The organism is Plantibacter elymi (nom. nud.) (assembly GCF_900177795.1).
Lineage (GTDB): Bacteria > Actinomycetota > Actinomycetes > Actinomycetales > Microbacteriaceae > Plantibacter > Plantibacter elymi.
Map to the genome: position 1 here is coordinate 715,307 of NZ_FXWJ01000002.1, position 13,605 is coordinate 728,911.

At 69.0% G+C, this 13,605-nt stretch carries 14 protein-coding genes; 4 read left to right on the forward strand and 10 right to left on the reverse strand.

What is annotated here, in order from left to right; translation table 11 throughout:
• Positions 1 to 64: 64 nt before the first annotated feature.
• Complete coding sequence (locus tag CCK91_RS08235) at positions 65 to 1,588, reverse strand: MFS transporter (protein WP_242664460.1); 1,524 nt, start codon at positions 1,586 to 1,588, stop codon at positions 65 to 67.
• Between the two features lie 114 nt (positions 1,589 to 1,702).
• Here CCK91_RS08235 and CCK91_RS20045 point away from each other — a divergent pair, with 114 nt between their 5' ends.
• Positions 1,703 to 2,260, forward strand: coding sequence for a TetR/AcrR family transcriptional regulator (locus CCK91_RS20045; protein WP_086473597.1), 558 nt, complete (start codon positions 1,703 to 1,705; stop codon positions 2,258 to 2,260).
• 108 nt (positions 2,261 to 2,368) lie between these two features.
• On the opposite strand, the gene serA is transcribed toward CCK91_RS20045, so the two are convergent.
• The 3 genes from serA to CCK91_RS08255 all read right to left on the reverse strand — a co-directional run bounded on the left by serA (position 2,369) and on the right by CCK91_RS08255 (position 5,002).
• Entirely contained in the window at positions 2,369 to 3,961 is a 1,593-nt protein-coding gene (serA, locus tag CCK91_RS08245) for a phosphoglycerate dehydrogenase (RefSeq protein WP_086473598.1), read from the reverse strand.
• Positions 3,962 to 4,076: 115 nt separating this feature from the next.
• Positions 4,077 to 4,448 carry a hypothetical protein gene (locus CCK91_RS08250; protein ID WP_086473599.1) on the reverse strand — a complete coding sequence of 124 codons (372 nt, stop codon included), beginning with the start codon at positions 4,446 to 4,448 and terminating at the stop codon, positions 4,077 to 4,079.
• 5 nt (positions 4,449 to 4,453) lie between these two features.
• Positions 4,454 to 5,002 (reverse strand): hypothetical protein, encoded by a 549-nt coding sequence (locus CCK91_RS08255; protein ID WP_086473600.1) that lies wholly within the window; start codon positions 5,000 to 5,002, stop codon positions 4,454 to 4,456.
• 71 nt (positions 5,003 to 5,073) lie between these two features.
• Here CCK91_RS08255 and CCK91_RS08260 point away from each other — a divergent pair, with 71 nt between their 5' ends.
• Complete coding sequence (locus CCK91_RS08260; protein ID WP_086473601.1) at positions 5,074 to 5,460, forward strand: DoxX family protein; 387 nt, start codon at positions 5,074 to 5,076, stop codon at positions 5,458 to 5,460.
• Positions 5,461 to 5,505: 45 nt separating this feature from the next.
• Here CCK91_RS08260 and CCK91_RS08265 read toward each other — a convergent pair whose 3' ends face one another.
• From CCK91_RS08265 to CCK91_RS08290, 6 genes are all read right to left on the reverse strand, one after another.
• On the reverse strand, positions 5,506 to 6,261 hold the full coding sequence (locus tag CCK91_RS08265) for a copper homeostasis protein CutC (protein ID WP_064296255.1): 756 nt from the start codon (positions 6,259 to 6,261) through the stop codon (positions 5,506 to 5,508).
• A gap of 53 nt (positions 6,262 to 6,314) precedes the next feature.
• Positions 6,315 to 7,226, reverse strand: coding sequence for a carbohydrate ABC transporter permease (locus CCK91_RS08270; RefSeq protein WP_085510586.1), 912 nt, complete (start codon positions 7,224 to 7,226; stop codon positions 6,315 to 6,317).
• Positions 7,223 to 8,227, reverse strand: coding sequence for a carbohydrate ABC transporter permease (locus CCK91_RS08275; protein WP_056007053.1), 1,005 nt, complete (start codon positions 8,225 to 8,227; stop codon positions 7,223 to 7,225). Before CCK91_RS08275 ends, CCK91_RS08270 begins: the two co-directional genes overlap by 4 nt.
• Positions 8,224 to 9,630: an N-acetylglucosamine/diacetylchitobiose ABC transporter substrate-binding protein gene (ngcE, locus tag CCK91_RS08280; protein ID WP_079705609.1), complete on the reverse strand. Its 1,407-nt coding sequence runs from the start codon at positions 9,628 to 9,630 to the stop codon at positions 8,224 to 8,226. The genes CCK91_RS08275 and ngcE overlap by 4 nt, the downstream gene beginning before the upstream one ends.
• A gap of 95 nt (positions 9,631 to 9,725) precedes the next feature.
• Positions 9,726 to 10,505: a sugar isomerase domain-containing protein gene (locus CCK91_RS08285; RefSeq protein WP_086473602.1), complete on the reverse strand. Its 780-nt coding sequence runs from the start codon at positions 10,503 to 10,505 to the stop codon at positions 9,726 to 9,728.
• Positions 10,506 to 10,515: 10 nt separating this feature from the next.
• Entirely contained in the window at positions 10,516 to 11,463 is a 948-nt protein-coding gene (locus CCK91_RS08290; protein WP_079002196.1) for a MurR/RpiR family transcriptional regulator, read from the reverse strand.
• A gap of 90 nt (positions 11,464 to 11,553) precedes the next feature.
• Here CCK91_RS08290 and CCK91_RS08295 point away from each other — a divergent pair, with 90 nt between their 5' ends.
• A complete protein-coding gene (locus CCK91_RS08295) occupies positions 11,554 to 12,582 on the forward strand; it encodes an N-acetylglucosamine kinase (RefSeq protein ID WP_207568201.1) in 1,029 nt (342 codons plus the stop codon).
• Entirely contained in the window at positions 12,579 to 13,580 is a 1,002-nt protein-coding gene (locus tag CCK91_RS08300) for a Gfo/Idh/MocA family protein (protein ID WP_086473604.1), read from the forward strand. The genes CCK91_RS08295 and CCK91_RS08300 overlap by 4 nt, the downstream gene beginning before the upstream one ends.
• Positions 13,581 to 13,605: the final 25 nt, after the last annotated feature.

Here is a 13,605-nt window from a genome sequence, read left to right on the forward strand (position 1 = left end):
CTTAACGCCTCCGACCTCGGGCGGATCGTGCCACCCGTCCCCGGGTGGCACGATCGACGGAGCCCTACCGGACCCGGCGCAGACCGATCGCTGCGACGAGCATGGCGGCCACGATGAGGCCGACGCCGATCCACGCTGCGACACCGACACCGCTGTCGAAGGCGTGCCGCGCGGAGTCCATGAGTGCACCCGCGAGGTCGCCGGGCAGCTGCTGGGCGACGTTCGCCGCACCACCCAGGGTCTCCCCCGCCGCCTGCTGCTGCGCAGCGGTCAGTCCGTCCGGCAGGACGACCGAGGAACGGTAGGACGCGGTGAGCACGGTGCCGAGCGTCGCCGTGCCGAGCACAGCGCCCAGCTCGTAGGCGGTCTCGGAGACACCGGACGCCGCACCGGCCTTCTCCGGCGGCGCACTCGCGATCACGAGCTCGTTCGACACCGTCTCGGCGGAGCCGATGCCGAGCCCGAGGGCGACGAACGCGAGGCCGATCCCGAGGGCAGACACGTCTCCCCCGGTGATCGCGATGGAGGCGTAGCCGACGGCGGAGACGACGAGTGCGATCGGGACCACGATGCCCGGACGGACCCGCTTGGAGATGGGCACGATCACGAGGCCGGCGATGATCATCACGATGAGCCCGGGGAGCAGGACGAGCCCGGCGTCGAGCGGCTGCAGGCCCAGCACCAGCTGCAGGTGCTGCGACACGAAGAACAGCCCACCGACGAGCGCCGTCACGCTCAACAGGTTGATGACCACGGCGCCGCTGAACGAGGCCCGCCGGAACAGGCTCAGGTCGAGCAGCGGGTGCTCGAGGCGGAGCTGACGGCGGATGAACAGGACGCCACTGACCACGCCGACGACCATCGAGACGACCGTGAGGACGTCGAAGCCGGCTTCCGCCAGGTGCTTGATGCTGAACACGAGTGGCGTCATCGTCAAGAGGATGAGCAGGATGCTCGGGACGTCGATGCGTCCCGGGTTCGGGTCCTTCGACTCCGGGATGAGGAAGGGCGCCAGGACGACGAGCGGCAGGAGGACCGGGACGGCGAGCAGGAACACCGCGCCCCAGGCGAAGTGCTCGAGGATGATCCCACCGACGATCGGCCCGAGCGCACTGCCGGCGGCGAACCCGCTGGCCCAGACGGCGATGGCGAACCGTCGCTGGTCGCGGTCGAGGAAGATGTTCCGCAGCAGCGAGAGCGTCGACGGCATGAGCATCGCTCCGAAGAACCCGAGCGCCGCCCGCGCCGCGATCAGGAGCTCGGCGCTGGGCGCGAACGCCGCGGCGACGGAGACGACACCGAATCCGATGGAGCCGATGAGCAGGAGGCGACGACGACCGATGCGGTCGCCGAGGCTACCCATCGACACGAGCAGGCCGGCGAGCACCAGCGGGTAGATGTCGACGATCCAGAGCAGCTGCGTCCCGGTCGGGGTGAGCGCGCTCGAGATCGCGGGCAACGCGAAGTTGAGGACCGTGTTGTCGACCGACACCAACAGGACGGGGAGCATGAGGACGGCGAGCGCGAACCAGGCTCGCCGACCGGCACGGGGAGCGGCGACGGCGGTGGGTTCGGTGGCGGTGGACACGGTGACCTCTTTCAAAACGTGGAGAACGGCGCCGGTCGGGCGCCGCCCGCTCGACTATACCGTCCAGCCGGTATAGTATCAATCCGAATCCGACGACCCGAATACGATGGAGCCATGGCGAAGCAGACCGCAGCCCGAGAACGCGTCCTCGACGCCTTCGCCGAACTCCTCATCGAAGAGGGCGAACGCGCCGCCACCCTCGACGCCGTCGCCGCGGCGGCCGGCGTCTCCAAGGGCGGACTGCTCTACCACTTCGGCAGCAAGGAGGCGCTCGTCGACGGCCTCATCGACCGGCTCTCGGAGATGAGCGAGGCCGACACGGCGCGGATGCTGGCGGCCCCGGAGGGCGTCGTCGAGTACTTCGTGCGCACCTCCGTCGACTGCGGCACCCCGTTCGACCGGACGATCATCGCCGTCGCGCGGCTGGCGCAGGGGCAGCACGCCCAGGCGAGCGGCGCGATGGCGGACATCCGCCGGAGCTGGTTGCGCACGGTGGAGGATGCCGTCGGCGACCCGGACACCGCCCGCGCCATCGTGCTGATGTGCGACGGTCTCTACGCCAACACGGGGCAGCTCGGCATGGGGGTCAGCGATCCCGATGAGGGCAGCGACGAGTCGATCGAGCGGCTCCTCGCCGTCATCGCGCGATTGCTCCCCGCCGACGGGCGCTGAGCCGAGACACCCCGCCGGGCGCTCCGGAACAGCCTCGGCGTCTCGGCCTGCAGACGACGATGCCCCGCACCGGTCGGCGCGGGGCATCGGGTCGGAGCAGGGGTCGGGCTACTGCTCGGTGATGTCGATCTCGCGGAGCAGCGTCGCGTCGATCGTCTCGCGGATGACCTCGAGGACGTCATCGGCGACCGGCGAGTCGACCGTCAGCACACTGAGCGCCGGGCCACCGGCCTCGTGACGGGCGATCTGCATGCCCGCGATGTTGATGCCCGCCTCGCCGAACCGCTGGCCGTAGACGGCCACGATGCCGGGCCGGTCGGTGTAGACCATCACGATGTGGTGCTTCGCGAACGGCACCTCGACGTCGTAGCCGTTGATCTCGACGATCTTCTCGGTCTGCTTCGTTCCCGTCAGCGTGCCCGACACCGAGATCTGCGATCCGTCGCTGAGGGCTCCACGCAGCGTGATGACGTTGCGGTACTCCTCGCTCACCTCGTCCGTGAGCAGGCGCGTGACGACACCGCGCTGTTCGGCGAGCAGCGGGGCGTTCACGTACGAGACCGTCTCGCTGACGATGTTCGTGAAGATCCCCTTGAGCGCGGCCAGCTTCAGCACGCTGACGTCGTAGCCGCTCAGCTCGCCGTGGACCTCGACGTCGACGCTGGTGAGCGACGAGGTCGACAGCGCGGCGAACACCTGCCCGAGCTTCTCGACGAGCGGGATGCCGGGACGGACGTAGGGGTCGATCACGCCGCCGGCGACGTTGACCGCGTCCGGGACGAGTTCGCCGCCGAGCGCGAGGCGCACGGACTTGGCGACCGAGACGCCGGCTTTCTCCTGCGCCTCGTCCGTGGATGCACCGAGGTGCGGCGTCACGATGACGTTCTCGAGCCCGAGGAGCTTCGTGTCGGTGGGCGGCTCGCTGACGAAGACGTCGAGGCCGGCACCGGCGATGACGTTGTTGGACAGCGCCTCGTACAGCGCGTCCTCGTCGATCAGGCCGCCGCGGGCGACGTTGACGACGTAGGCCGTCGGCTTCATGAGCGCGAACTGCGGACCGGCGATCATGCCCGTCGTCTCCGGCGTCTTCGGCATGTGGATGGTGATGAAGTCGGACTGCGCCAGCAGCTCGTCGAGCGTGACCAGCTGCACCCCGAGCTGCTGTGCACGAGCGGACGTGATGTAGGGGTCGTACGCGATGACGTTCGTGCCGAACGCCTGCAGACGAGCAGTGATGAGGGCACCGATACGGCCGAGGCCGATGATGCCGATGGTCTTCTCGTACAGCTCGGTACCCGTGTACTTGGACCGCTTCCACTGCCCCTGGGCGAGCGCGGCGTGCGCGGCCGGGATGTGACGGGCGAGGCTCAGGATGTGCCCGACGGTGAGTTCGGCCGCGGAGATGATGTTCGACGTGGGAGCGTTGACGACCATGACCCCGGCCGTCGTGGCGGCCTTGATGTCGACGTTGTCGAGACCGACACCCGCGCGCGCGACGACCTTCAACCGGGTGGCCGCCTGGATGGCCTCCGCGTCGACCTTGGTCGCGGATCGGACCAGGATGGCGTCGGCGTCGGCGATCGCCGCGAGCAGAGCCGGGCGGTCCGTCCCGTCGACGGAGCGCACGTCGAAGTCGGGCCCGAGGGCGTCGACGGTTGCTGGTGAGAGTTCTTCGGCGATCAGTACGACCGGTTTCGACACGGAACGGTTCCTTCGCAGTAGCAGTGGGGTGGGCAGCGCGTCGGTGTCCGGCGGCCATCGCAAGCCTATCGGAGGCGCACCGGGCGGTTCGTCGTGTGACGAGGCGGCGGCCGGGTCAGGCGGAGAGGTCGATCAACTGCTGGGCGCCGAACATCGCGAGGACCGACAGCGAGATCGCCGCGACGACGCACAGGGCGACGAGGTAGCGCACAGCCTGCTCGCCGAGTGACCGGTCGCGACCGGTCCAGAAGGCGATCGCGAAAGCCACGATCGGCAGGAGCAGGCCGCCGATGAGGACGACCCAGCCGAGCGGCAGGACCGGCACGGCGAGGCCGTTCGCCGTTCCGACGATGCCGACGAGGTTGCCGACGGCTTCGAAGACGTCATAGGCGAAGAACAGCCCGAAGAGGACGGCGATGGACCAGCTGATCCAGCCCGGGCGCTCGGCGGCGGGCTTCGACACGGGGTCCGCGGTGGTGGAGGGCATCGGGGTCACACTCCTCGGAGGAACGGCCAGGGCAGGATGAGCACGACACCGAGCAGGAGCATCGCGATCCTGACCACCGGTCTGCCGCCACGCGTCAACCAGAGCGTCGCGGCCATCCACACGGGTCCCGCGGCGACCGCGAGCCCCTGTCCGAGATCGAACATGAACCGGCCGACCGCGTCGCTCGGGACGGCCGCGTCAGGACGGAACGCAGAGATCAGCCAACCGACGCTGTACAGCAGGAAGACCCCACCGAAGATGCCGAGCGTGACGAGCATGACCGAACTCATCTGCTCGCGCTCGCCGGCGGCAGCCTCGTCCGTGACCCGGTCGGTCGGCTTCGCGACATCGACCTCGACAGGAGGAGTCATCGGTTCCGCGACCGGACCGGCAGACCCCACGGCCGGCTGGACCGACGAGGTCGCCCGACCACGCGTGATCGGCTCCTGCGACGCGGGATCGAGCGTGGTCCGGTCGCCGGAAGCCGAGGCGTCGAGCGTCGGATCGTCGTCGCCCGCCCAGCTCAGCGCGTCTTCGTCCCGCGGCTCAGTCATACCGCCAGCCTATCGCCGCCGGGCCGACCACCGAGTGCGGCGATCCGGACGCGACGGAGCAGAATTGCCTGGTGAACCCGTTCCCGCTCCTGCAGTCCATCCTGACCGTCGTCCTTGCGATCATGTTCATCGGCATGGGAGTCCTCCACTTCCTCCCGGGACCGGCGAGGACCATGGCCGCGATGATCCCGGGACCCCTGCGGGGCAACGTCATCACACCGCGGATGCTCGTCGTCTTCACCGGTGTGTGCGAGATCGCGGGCGGCGTCGGCCTGCTCGTCCCACCCGCCAGGCTCGCCGCAGTCGTCTGCCTGATCGTGTTCCTCGTCGCGGTGTTCCCGGCGAACGCCGCGGCCGCGCGCCAGCCCGAGCGGTTCGGTCGCCTCGCCGTGCCGTTCGTCCCACGACTCATCGGTCAGCTCGTGCTGATCCTCGCCCTCGTCATCGTGGCGCTCTGATCACCCAACCGGACCGGTCGACGATCCCGTCGGTGCCGACGGATCTCAGACGGCGACGGCAGCGCGCCGGGCCGCGGCCACCGCGCGCGCGACGGTCGTCGCGTCCGTGATGTCGTAGCTCGGCGAACCTCCGCCGGGGCCGGTCTCGGTGACCCGGCCGGCACGACGACGAGCGGAGAGGTGCACCGCGTCGACACCTGCCCGAGCGAGGGCGGGGATCGCATCGATCGTGACGCCGCCACCAGCCATGATCTGCATCGAGCTGTCGCCCCTCGAGGCCATCTGCGCGAGCTTCTCCGCGCCGTCGATGCTCGCCCGCGCGCCGCCGGACGTCAGCAGACGGTCCACACCGGCGTCGCGCAGCTGGTCGGCGGACCGGACGGGGTCGGTCGTCGCGTCGACGGCCCGATGGAAGGTCACCGCGAGCGAGCCCGCAGCCTGACGCAGCTGCGCCAGCGCCTCCAGGTCGATCGTCCGATCGGACCGGAGGGCACCGACGACGATGCCAGCAGCACCCGCGGCCTCGAGCGCGAGGATGTCGCCGGACATGACGTCGATCTCCGCGGGCGAGTAGACGAAACCACCCTCTCGCGGCCGCACGAGGACGTGCACGAAGTCGCTGAGCCCGGCTTCGTCCGCAGCGCGGACCGCCGCCATGACCAGTCCGATGGAGGGGGTGAGCCCACCGGTGCCGAGGGCCTGGCACAATTCGACCCGCTGGGCTCCCTCGCGGATGGCGATGCGGACCCCCTCCACGTCCTGGACGGCGATCTCGACGGCGATTGGCGACTGGAGGCTCATTGGACCCATTGTTCCAGTGATCCGCTCGGGCCGAGGACGCGCACGCCGCTGCGCTACTTGTCCGTGCCCTGCGACACCGAACCCTGCAGCTGGCGCTGGAAGATCAGGTACACGATGAGCACGGGGACCACGGTGATCACGGACGCCGCGAAGAGCGCACCGAAGTCCACCGAGTACCCGGCCTGGGCGGCGAACGACGCCATCCCCTGCGTCAGGACGTAGTTCTGCGGGTTCGAGTTGAGTGCCACCGGCAGCAGGAACTGGTTCCACAGCCCCACGAAGTTGAGGATCGCGACGGTCGCGAGCCCCGGCCTCGCCATGGGCAGCATCACCTGGAAGAAGGTCCGCCACTCCCCTGCTCCGTCGATCGCGGCCGCCTCCGCGATGGAGACCGGCAGCGACTTGAAGAACGAGAACAGGAAGAACACCGTGAACGGGAAGGCGAACGCCGCGTACGTGAGGATGAGTCCCGGGAGCGAGTTGAGCAACCCGAGGCTCTGCAGCACGAAGAACAACGGCACGATCGCGAGGAACACGGGGAACGTGAGGCCGGCGAGCATCAGGTAGTAGATGGCCCGGCTCCCGAAGAAGCGGAACCGCGCCAGCACGTACGCACACATCGAGCCGAACAGCATGGTCACGATGAGGGCGCCGAACACCACCACGATCGAGTTCAGGAAGAAGCTCCCGATACCGGCGGTCGTCCACGCGTTCACGTAGTTGTCGAAGCTCCACTTCGACGGCAGCGAGAACGGCGAGGCGAAGATCTCGGAGCTCGTCTTGAACGACGACATGACCGTCCAGAGCAGCGGGACGACGACCACGATCGACCAGATGATGAGCACCGTGTGCGATGCCGTCCCGACGACGCGGTCGCCCGTGGTCGGCTTGCGACTGGCCGGTGTGCGCGTGCCGGTTCCGACGACCGCCGGGTTCGCGGTCGTCGCCGTGGTCTGGACGGTCATTCCGCCACCCCTTCATCGTTGCCGCCGGTGAGTCGGCTGACCAGGAAGACGACGCCCGCGAACATCAGGGTGACGAGCGCGAGCACGACCCCCATCGCGCAGGCGTAGCCGAACTGGCCCTTGGTGAACGCCGTCGTGAACAGTTGCTGCGACATCACGAGCGTCGTGTTGGACGGGCCGCCGCCGGGATTCAACGCGGCCATGTACACGAACGCGTCGAGGGCGAGGATGCCCATGTAGATGTACGCCGTCTGGATGTTGTCCCGGATCAGCGGGATCGTGATCGTGAGCGCGGTCCGCAGGCGACCCGCACCGTCGATCCGTGCCGCCTCGTACACCTCGGCCGGCACGCCCTTGATCGCCGCGATGAAGAGCACCGTGTAGAACCCGATGAGCCCCCAGACGATGACGAACATGGTCGCGATCATCGCCGTGTCCGGTGAACCGAGCCAGGCGAAGGAGGCGAACTGGTCGAGCCCGATGCCGGTCAGGAAGCCGTTCAGCAGCCCGGACGACGGGTCGTAGATCTGCTTCCAGATGAGGCCGATGACGATGGCCGGCACGACATACGGGAAGAAGGTGATCACGCGGTACACGCTTGAGTTGCGGAGGCCACGGATCGGACCGTTGCTCGGCCCGCCGATCGTGATGAGGGAGGCGAAGAGGAACGCGATCCCGAGGGTCACGAGCGGCAGGACGATCGCGAGCGCGACGCTGTTGCCCATGGACTGGAGGAAGGTCTGGTCCTGGAAGAGCTTCGTGTAGTTCGAGAACCCGACGAAGTCCATGCCCGGGGAGAACCCGGACCAGTTCGTCAACGAGTAGTACGCCGCTTGCGCGAACGGCGAGACAACGAAGACGACGTACCCCACCACCGGCACGATCAGGAAGACCAGGAAGAACGAGACCCGGTCGAACGTGAAGTCCCGGCGGCGCAACCGCCGGGCGGCGGGAGGGGTAGCCCCTCCCACCTTCCCGATCGGCGTGCCGACCGCCGTCATTTGACGGTGACCTTGTCCACGGAGTCGTCGTTACGGACCTTGTCGGAGATGTCCTGCATGCCCTTGGTGAGCGTGGCGACGTCGGAACCACCCTGCAGGAACGTGTTCCAGAGGACGAGGAGGTCCGTGTTGAGCCCGTACAGGTCGATGAAGCTCCACGAGAACACATCGGTGCCCGCGTCGTTCAACATCTTCACCTGGGACACGAGCGCCGTCGAGCCGAAGCCGTCCTCGGGGATCGTGTCCTTGACGATCGTCGACGAGAAGGTCGTCTTGGCGAAGTTCACCGCGGCGTCGTTCGACAGCATGGCCCGCAGGAACTCCTTGCCACCGCCGACGTTCTTGCCCTGCGACGGGACGATGAAGCCTTCACCCGCGGTGCTGTGGAGCGCCGAGTACGGCAGGGCGGAGTCGGCGGAGACCGTCGGCTCGGGCGCGCCGGTCATCTTGAAGCCGTCCTTCGTCTGGGTCTTCATCTCGTTCTCGATCCAGCCGCCCGAGGGGTAGAGGATGAAGTCCTCCGAGTTGCTCCACTGCGCCTGCGCAGCGGTGAACTGCGTTCCGGCGCCACCGGGCTTGACGTACCCGGCGTCGATGATCGCCTTGAGACCCTTGAGCACGTCCTGGACGGCCGGCTTCGACCAGCAGTCCGCCTCGAGGTTCTCGAGCGCCAGACGGACCTCGTCGCCACCCTCCTTGATCGCGGACGCGATCGCCATCGTCAGGTAGTAGGTGGCCGCCTCGGTGCCCCAGCCGAACAGGTACTTGCCCTGCGCCTTGGCCTTCGCACCGAGATCGAGCGCCTCGGCCCAGGTCTTCGGGGGCGTCCAGCCGTTCGCCTCGAAGAGCGCAGCCGAGTACCAGACCGCGTAGACCGTCAGCACGTAGTTCAGCTGCACGAACTTGCCGTCGAAGGTGCCCGGCTCGACGACACCCGGGTAGAGGGTGTCCTTGATGACCTTGCCCTCGTAGTTCTTCGCCTCGATGACGTCCGTCAGGTCGGCGAGCTGCTCGCGGATGGTGTTGATGCCGATGAGGCCGGCGCCGCTGTTGTCGATGACGTCCGGCGGGTTGCCGGCGACGAACCGCGGCTGGAGGGTCTGCGCGATGTTCGTCGCGGCCGTGACCTTGACGGTCGAGCCCGCCTGCTGCTTCTCGACGAGCTTCCCGGCGAACTCGGTGTACTCGATGCCGTACCCGCCCTTGAAGATGACGGCGTCGACCGTCGAGTTGGCGGCCATGCCGAACGGGTTGTCGGCCGAGACCGGCCCGCCGGTGGTGGTGGCCCCGCCTCCGCCGCCGACACAGGACGCGAGCGTCCCGCCCAGCGGGAGGAGGATCGCGGTCGCGAGTGCTCCTCGCAGGAAATCGCGGCGTTGGAGCGTTGCTGGCTGCTTGTCCATCGGTCTACCTTCCAGTGATTCGAGTGTTGCCCGGGTGTGGTGCTGTCGGGGTGGTGGTGTCGGGTATGTGGTGCGGGTGGTGCGACGCCTCGGGTTCAGGCGTCACGTCTGATCCGGCCTCGGTAGCGGTCCTCGAGCACACTGTTGTGCTCGTCGCCGCCCGGGATGTTGGCCGAGATGTAGAGCGGTGGGGTCTCGCCGGTCGCCGCGATCCTTGCCGCGACGCCGATGGTGAGGAGCTGCGCGAGGTAGGCCGCTGTGATCGAGGACACCGCGCCGACCGGGACGCCGTCCTGGACCTCGATGGTCGCGTCGCCGAACGGAGCACGGTTGTCGAGCACCACGTCGGCCACCTCGGAGAGCCGCAGCCCGCTCGGGTGCTTCGGCTCGACGCGCGAGGTGTGCTCGAGCGAGGTCACGGCGATGACGGGGTGGCCGTGCTCCTTGGCGATCAGGGCGAGTCCCACGATCGACCCGTTGACGCCGGAGTTCGACGCGATGATGAACACGTCGTCCTCCCCCACCGGTGAGATCGCGAAGAGTTCCGCCGCGACGTCGCCACTGCGCTCCAGCGCGGCACCGCCGAGGTCGTCGACGGACCGTCCGCCGCGGAGGACGACGTCCCGAAGGGCGATCTTGTTCGTCGGGATCAGCCCGCCTGCGCGGCCTGCGATCTCCATCGCGAACGCCTCCGAGTGGCCGGTGCCGAAGGCCTGGATGACCGCACCGCGTTCGAGGGCCGCGACCAGCAGGTCGATCGCGGGGTCGAGTTCGCCGGCCCGTGCCGCCTGGGTGATGTCCGCGAGGCGCGAGGTGACCTCATCGGTGTACCGATCGACGTGATCGGTCCAGGTGGTGGTGGATGTGGTGCTCATTCGGTTCCTCTCAGACGCCCACGGGCGAGGCGGTCTCGGACAGGGCTCCGGCCTTGGTGGGCCGGCGGTGCGGGGCGACCGCGAGGGCGGAGGCCGCGAGGCGCTTGGTCGTGCGCTCGAAGTTCTGCTGCGCGACGAACAGGTACAACAGATCCAGGACGAACAGCTGACCGTGCTTGGCGGAGAGGTCGTCGGGCTGCAGGAACCGCTCATGGGCCGAGGTGATGATGGCCAGCGTCGATGCGGCGACGAGCGGGGAGTCCGGGTTGTTGCTGATCGCCACGGTGAGCGCGCCCGCGCGACCCGCCTGGCGGAGCATCTGGATGGTCTCCTCGGTGCGCCCGGTGTTGCTGATCCCCAGGGCGACCGAGTCGGGGCCCTGGATCGCCGCGCTCGTGAGGCCCGCGTGGACCTCCGACCAGGCGTGCGTGCTGATGCCGATCCGGTACAGCCTGGCCTGCATCTCGTCGGCGAGCATCGCGCTGCCGCCGACACCGTAGATGTCGACGTTCCGGCTGCGCGCGATGGCGGCGGCGATCTCGAGCATGACCTCGAGGTCGATCACGTCGGCGGTCTCGCGCAGCGTCCGCGTGTGGGCGTTGAGCAGCGTGCTCAGGACGTCCGGAGCCGAGTCGTCGGGGCCGAACGCCCGGCCGATGTCGGTCTGCCAGGAGTCGCGAGCGGTGCTGCGACCGAAGTCCTTGGCGAGGTCGACCCGGAACGGTGCGTAGCCGGTGTATCCGATGATCCGGCAGAAGCGGGTGATGGTCGCCGCCGAGACGCCCGAATCGGCCGCGAGCTCACCGATCGTGAGGGTGAGGGGCGCGTCGGGGTTCTCCAACAGGTAGTCCGCGATACGCAGCATGACTCCGGACATCTCCGGCATCCGCGACCGAATCCGGTTGGTCACGCCGGTGGCGTGCTCGACCGGTGGGTCGGTGCGGATGGAAACAGTCATGGAAATTCCTTTTCTCCTTCGTTGGAGTGACGCGAAACTGATTCTTACAGTACGTTGTGGCCCACGGCAACATGTTTCGAGATGATGACGATGATGAAAACAACTCTGGCGGTCGACGCCGGCGGCACCTCGTCCCGCGCGGTGCTCGTCGACGCCTCCGGACGTCGCCTCGGTTCCGGGCGCGCGGGCGGCGGGAATCCGACCTCGTCCGGCGTGGACAGCGCTGCCACGCAGATCGCGCTCGCGGCTCGTGCCGCACTCGACCAGGCCAAGACGACGTCGTCCACACCGCCCCTCCCGTCCGGGTCGCCCGTGGTGATCACGCAGGCGGGGCAGGTCTCCGACGCCTACCGACGCGCCCTGGATGCGCACCTCGTACCGCTCGGACTCGGACCGGTCGTGATCGAGCCGGATCTGCTCGGCATGTACGGCTCCGGCTCGGCGTCGCCGGACGGCGTCGTGCTCGTCGCGGGGACGGGGAGCGTCGCGGGACGGATCAGGGACCGTCTCGTCGTCCGGGAGGTCGGCGGTGCCGGCTGGCTCCTCGGCGATGGCGGCTCCGGGTTCTGGATCGCCCGACGCGTGATCCGCGCGGTCGCCGCCGACCTCGACGGCATCGGACCCCGCACGGGGCTCACCCCGCTGCTCTCCCAGGCGGTCGGGTTCACTCCGGACCCGTCCTCATCCGGTGACGCGGACCACCGCCGGTCCCCGGCGCTCGACACACTCATCCGGTCGGTGAACGACGGTCCTCCCATCGCCATCGCCCGACTGGCGCCGCTCGCCTTCCAAGCCGCGGACGACGAGGTCGCGCGGTCCATCCTCGACGCTGCCGTCGACCGCTTGGCGGTCCTCGTGGAACGGGTGCTGGCTCCGGATTCGGATCACCGAGAGAGCACGCTCGTCGTCGGCGGCAGCGTGCTCGTCGACGGACTCCTCCCCTCCGTCCCCTCGGCCGCGGAGCGCCTGTCATCGGCTGCCGCCGGGGCCCGGCTCGTCCCGGTCGCCGACGGCCTCGTCGGAGCCGCCGCCCTGGGCATCAGGATGCTGGGCGGGGACGTCGACGACGCGACCCTCAGCCGCCTGCGCGTGGACCTCGCTGCTAGGGCGACGCGGTGACGGCGGACCGGATCGCCGTCATCGGCACCGGTGCCATGGGGCTGGCGCACGTCCGCGCGCTCGCCGGACTCGGTGCGGCGGACCGGATCGCCTACCTGTGCTCGGCCCGGTCGCCGAGAGCCATGGCGGAGGCGCCGGCCGCACGACTCACCACCTCGGTCGACGAGGTGCTCCTGGATGCCTCCGTGGGGATCGTCGTCATCTGCTCGCCGACCGACACCCATCGGGATCTCGCCGTCAGGGCGCTCCGTGCCGGCAAACACGTCCTACTGGAGAAACCGATCGCCCTGACGCTCGCCGACGCCCACGCGATCCTGCGGGCCGCCGACGGGTCCGGCCGGACGTTCATGGTCGCGCACGTCGTCAGGTTCTTCGGCGGGTACGAAGCGATCGACGACGCGGTGCGGGCCGGGGCTGTCGGCATACCCCTCGCCGTCACGGCCGAACGGCTGAGCTCCCCCGCCGCCCCGTCACCGTGGTGGCAGGACGAGCGACGATCCGGCGGCCCCCTCGTCGACTTCGCGATCCACGACTTCGACCAGCTGAACCAGCTCCTCGGTCAGCCGCGATCCGTGTCAGCGCGACGCACCGGCACCGGTCGCCCGATCGAGACCACGGTCGACTACGCCGACGGCGGCATCGGGCGCGTCCTCACCTCCATGGAGCTCCCGCCGGACTTCGGATTCAGCTCGGCCATCGAGGTGCTCGGCAGCACCGGGCTCATCGCCCACCGATTCGTCGGCGCGTCCCCGACCCACGCACCGCCGCTCGCGGTCGACGCGCTGGGATCGGCCGCCGCGCACGGCCCCTACGATCTCGACGAGACCGATCCCTACCGACGACAGATGGCCTCCTTCCTCGACTGCGCGGAGCGAGACGTCCAACCGTTCCGAGTGACCGGCCGGAGTGCCATCGCCGCCCTGACGGTCGCGTTGGCGGCGAAGGTGTCACTGGACACCGGCGTGCCCGTGCAGGTCTTCGAACCCCACGACGCCTGATCCGTCGACGCGCAGCAGGTCCGAC

Bases quoted from the DNA above. Each gene is read 5' to 3' on its own strand.
- CCK91_RS20045 (WP_086473597.1), top strand. From the start codon at position 1,703: ATGGCGAAGCAGACCGCAGCCCGAGAACGCGTCCTCGACGCCTTCGCC.
- CCK91_RS08290 (WP_079002196.1), bottom strand. From the start codon at position 11,463: ATGACTGTTTCCATCCGCACCGACCCACCGGTCGAGCACGCCACCGGC.
- CCK91_RS08265 (WP_064296255.1), bottom strand. From the start codon at position 6,261: ATGAGCCTCCAGTCGCCAATCGCCGTCGAGATCGCCGTCCAGGACGTG.
- CCK91_RS08275 (WP_056007053.1), bottom strand. From the start codon at position 8,227: ATGACGGCGGTCGGCACGCCGATCGGGAAGGTGGGAGGGGCTACCCCT.
- ngcE (WP_079705609.1), bottom strand. From the start codon at position 9,630: ATGGACAAGCAGCCAGCAACGCTCCAACGCCGCGATTTCCTGCGAGGA.
- CCK91_RS08295 (WP_207568201.1), top strand. From the start codon at position 11,554: ATGATGAAAACAACTCTGGCGGTCGACGCCGGCGGCACCTCGTCCCGC.
- CCK91_RS08285 (WP_086473602.1), bottom strand. From the start codon at position 10,505: ATGAGCACCACATCCACCACCACCTGGACCGATCACGTCGATCGGTAC.
- CCK91_RS08270 (WP_085510586.1), bottom strand. From the start codon at position 7,226: ATGACCGTCCAGACCACGGCGACGACCGCGAACCCGGCGGTCGTCGGA.
- CCK91_RS08250 (WP_086473599.1), bottom strand. From the start codon at position 4,448: ATGCCCTCCACCACCGCGGACCCCGTGTCGAAGCCCGCCGCCGAGCGC.
- CCK91_RS08255 (WP_086473600.1), bottom strand. From the start codon at position 5,002: ATGACTGAGCCGCGGGACGAAGACGCGCTGAGCTGGGCGGGCGACGAC.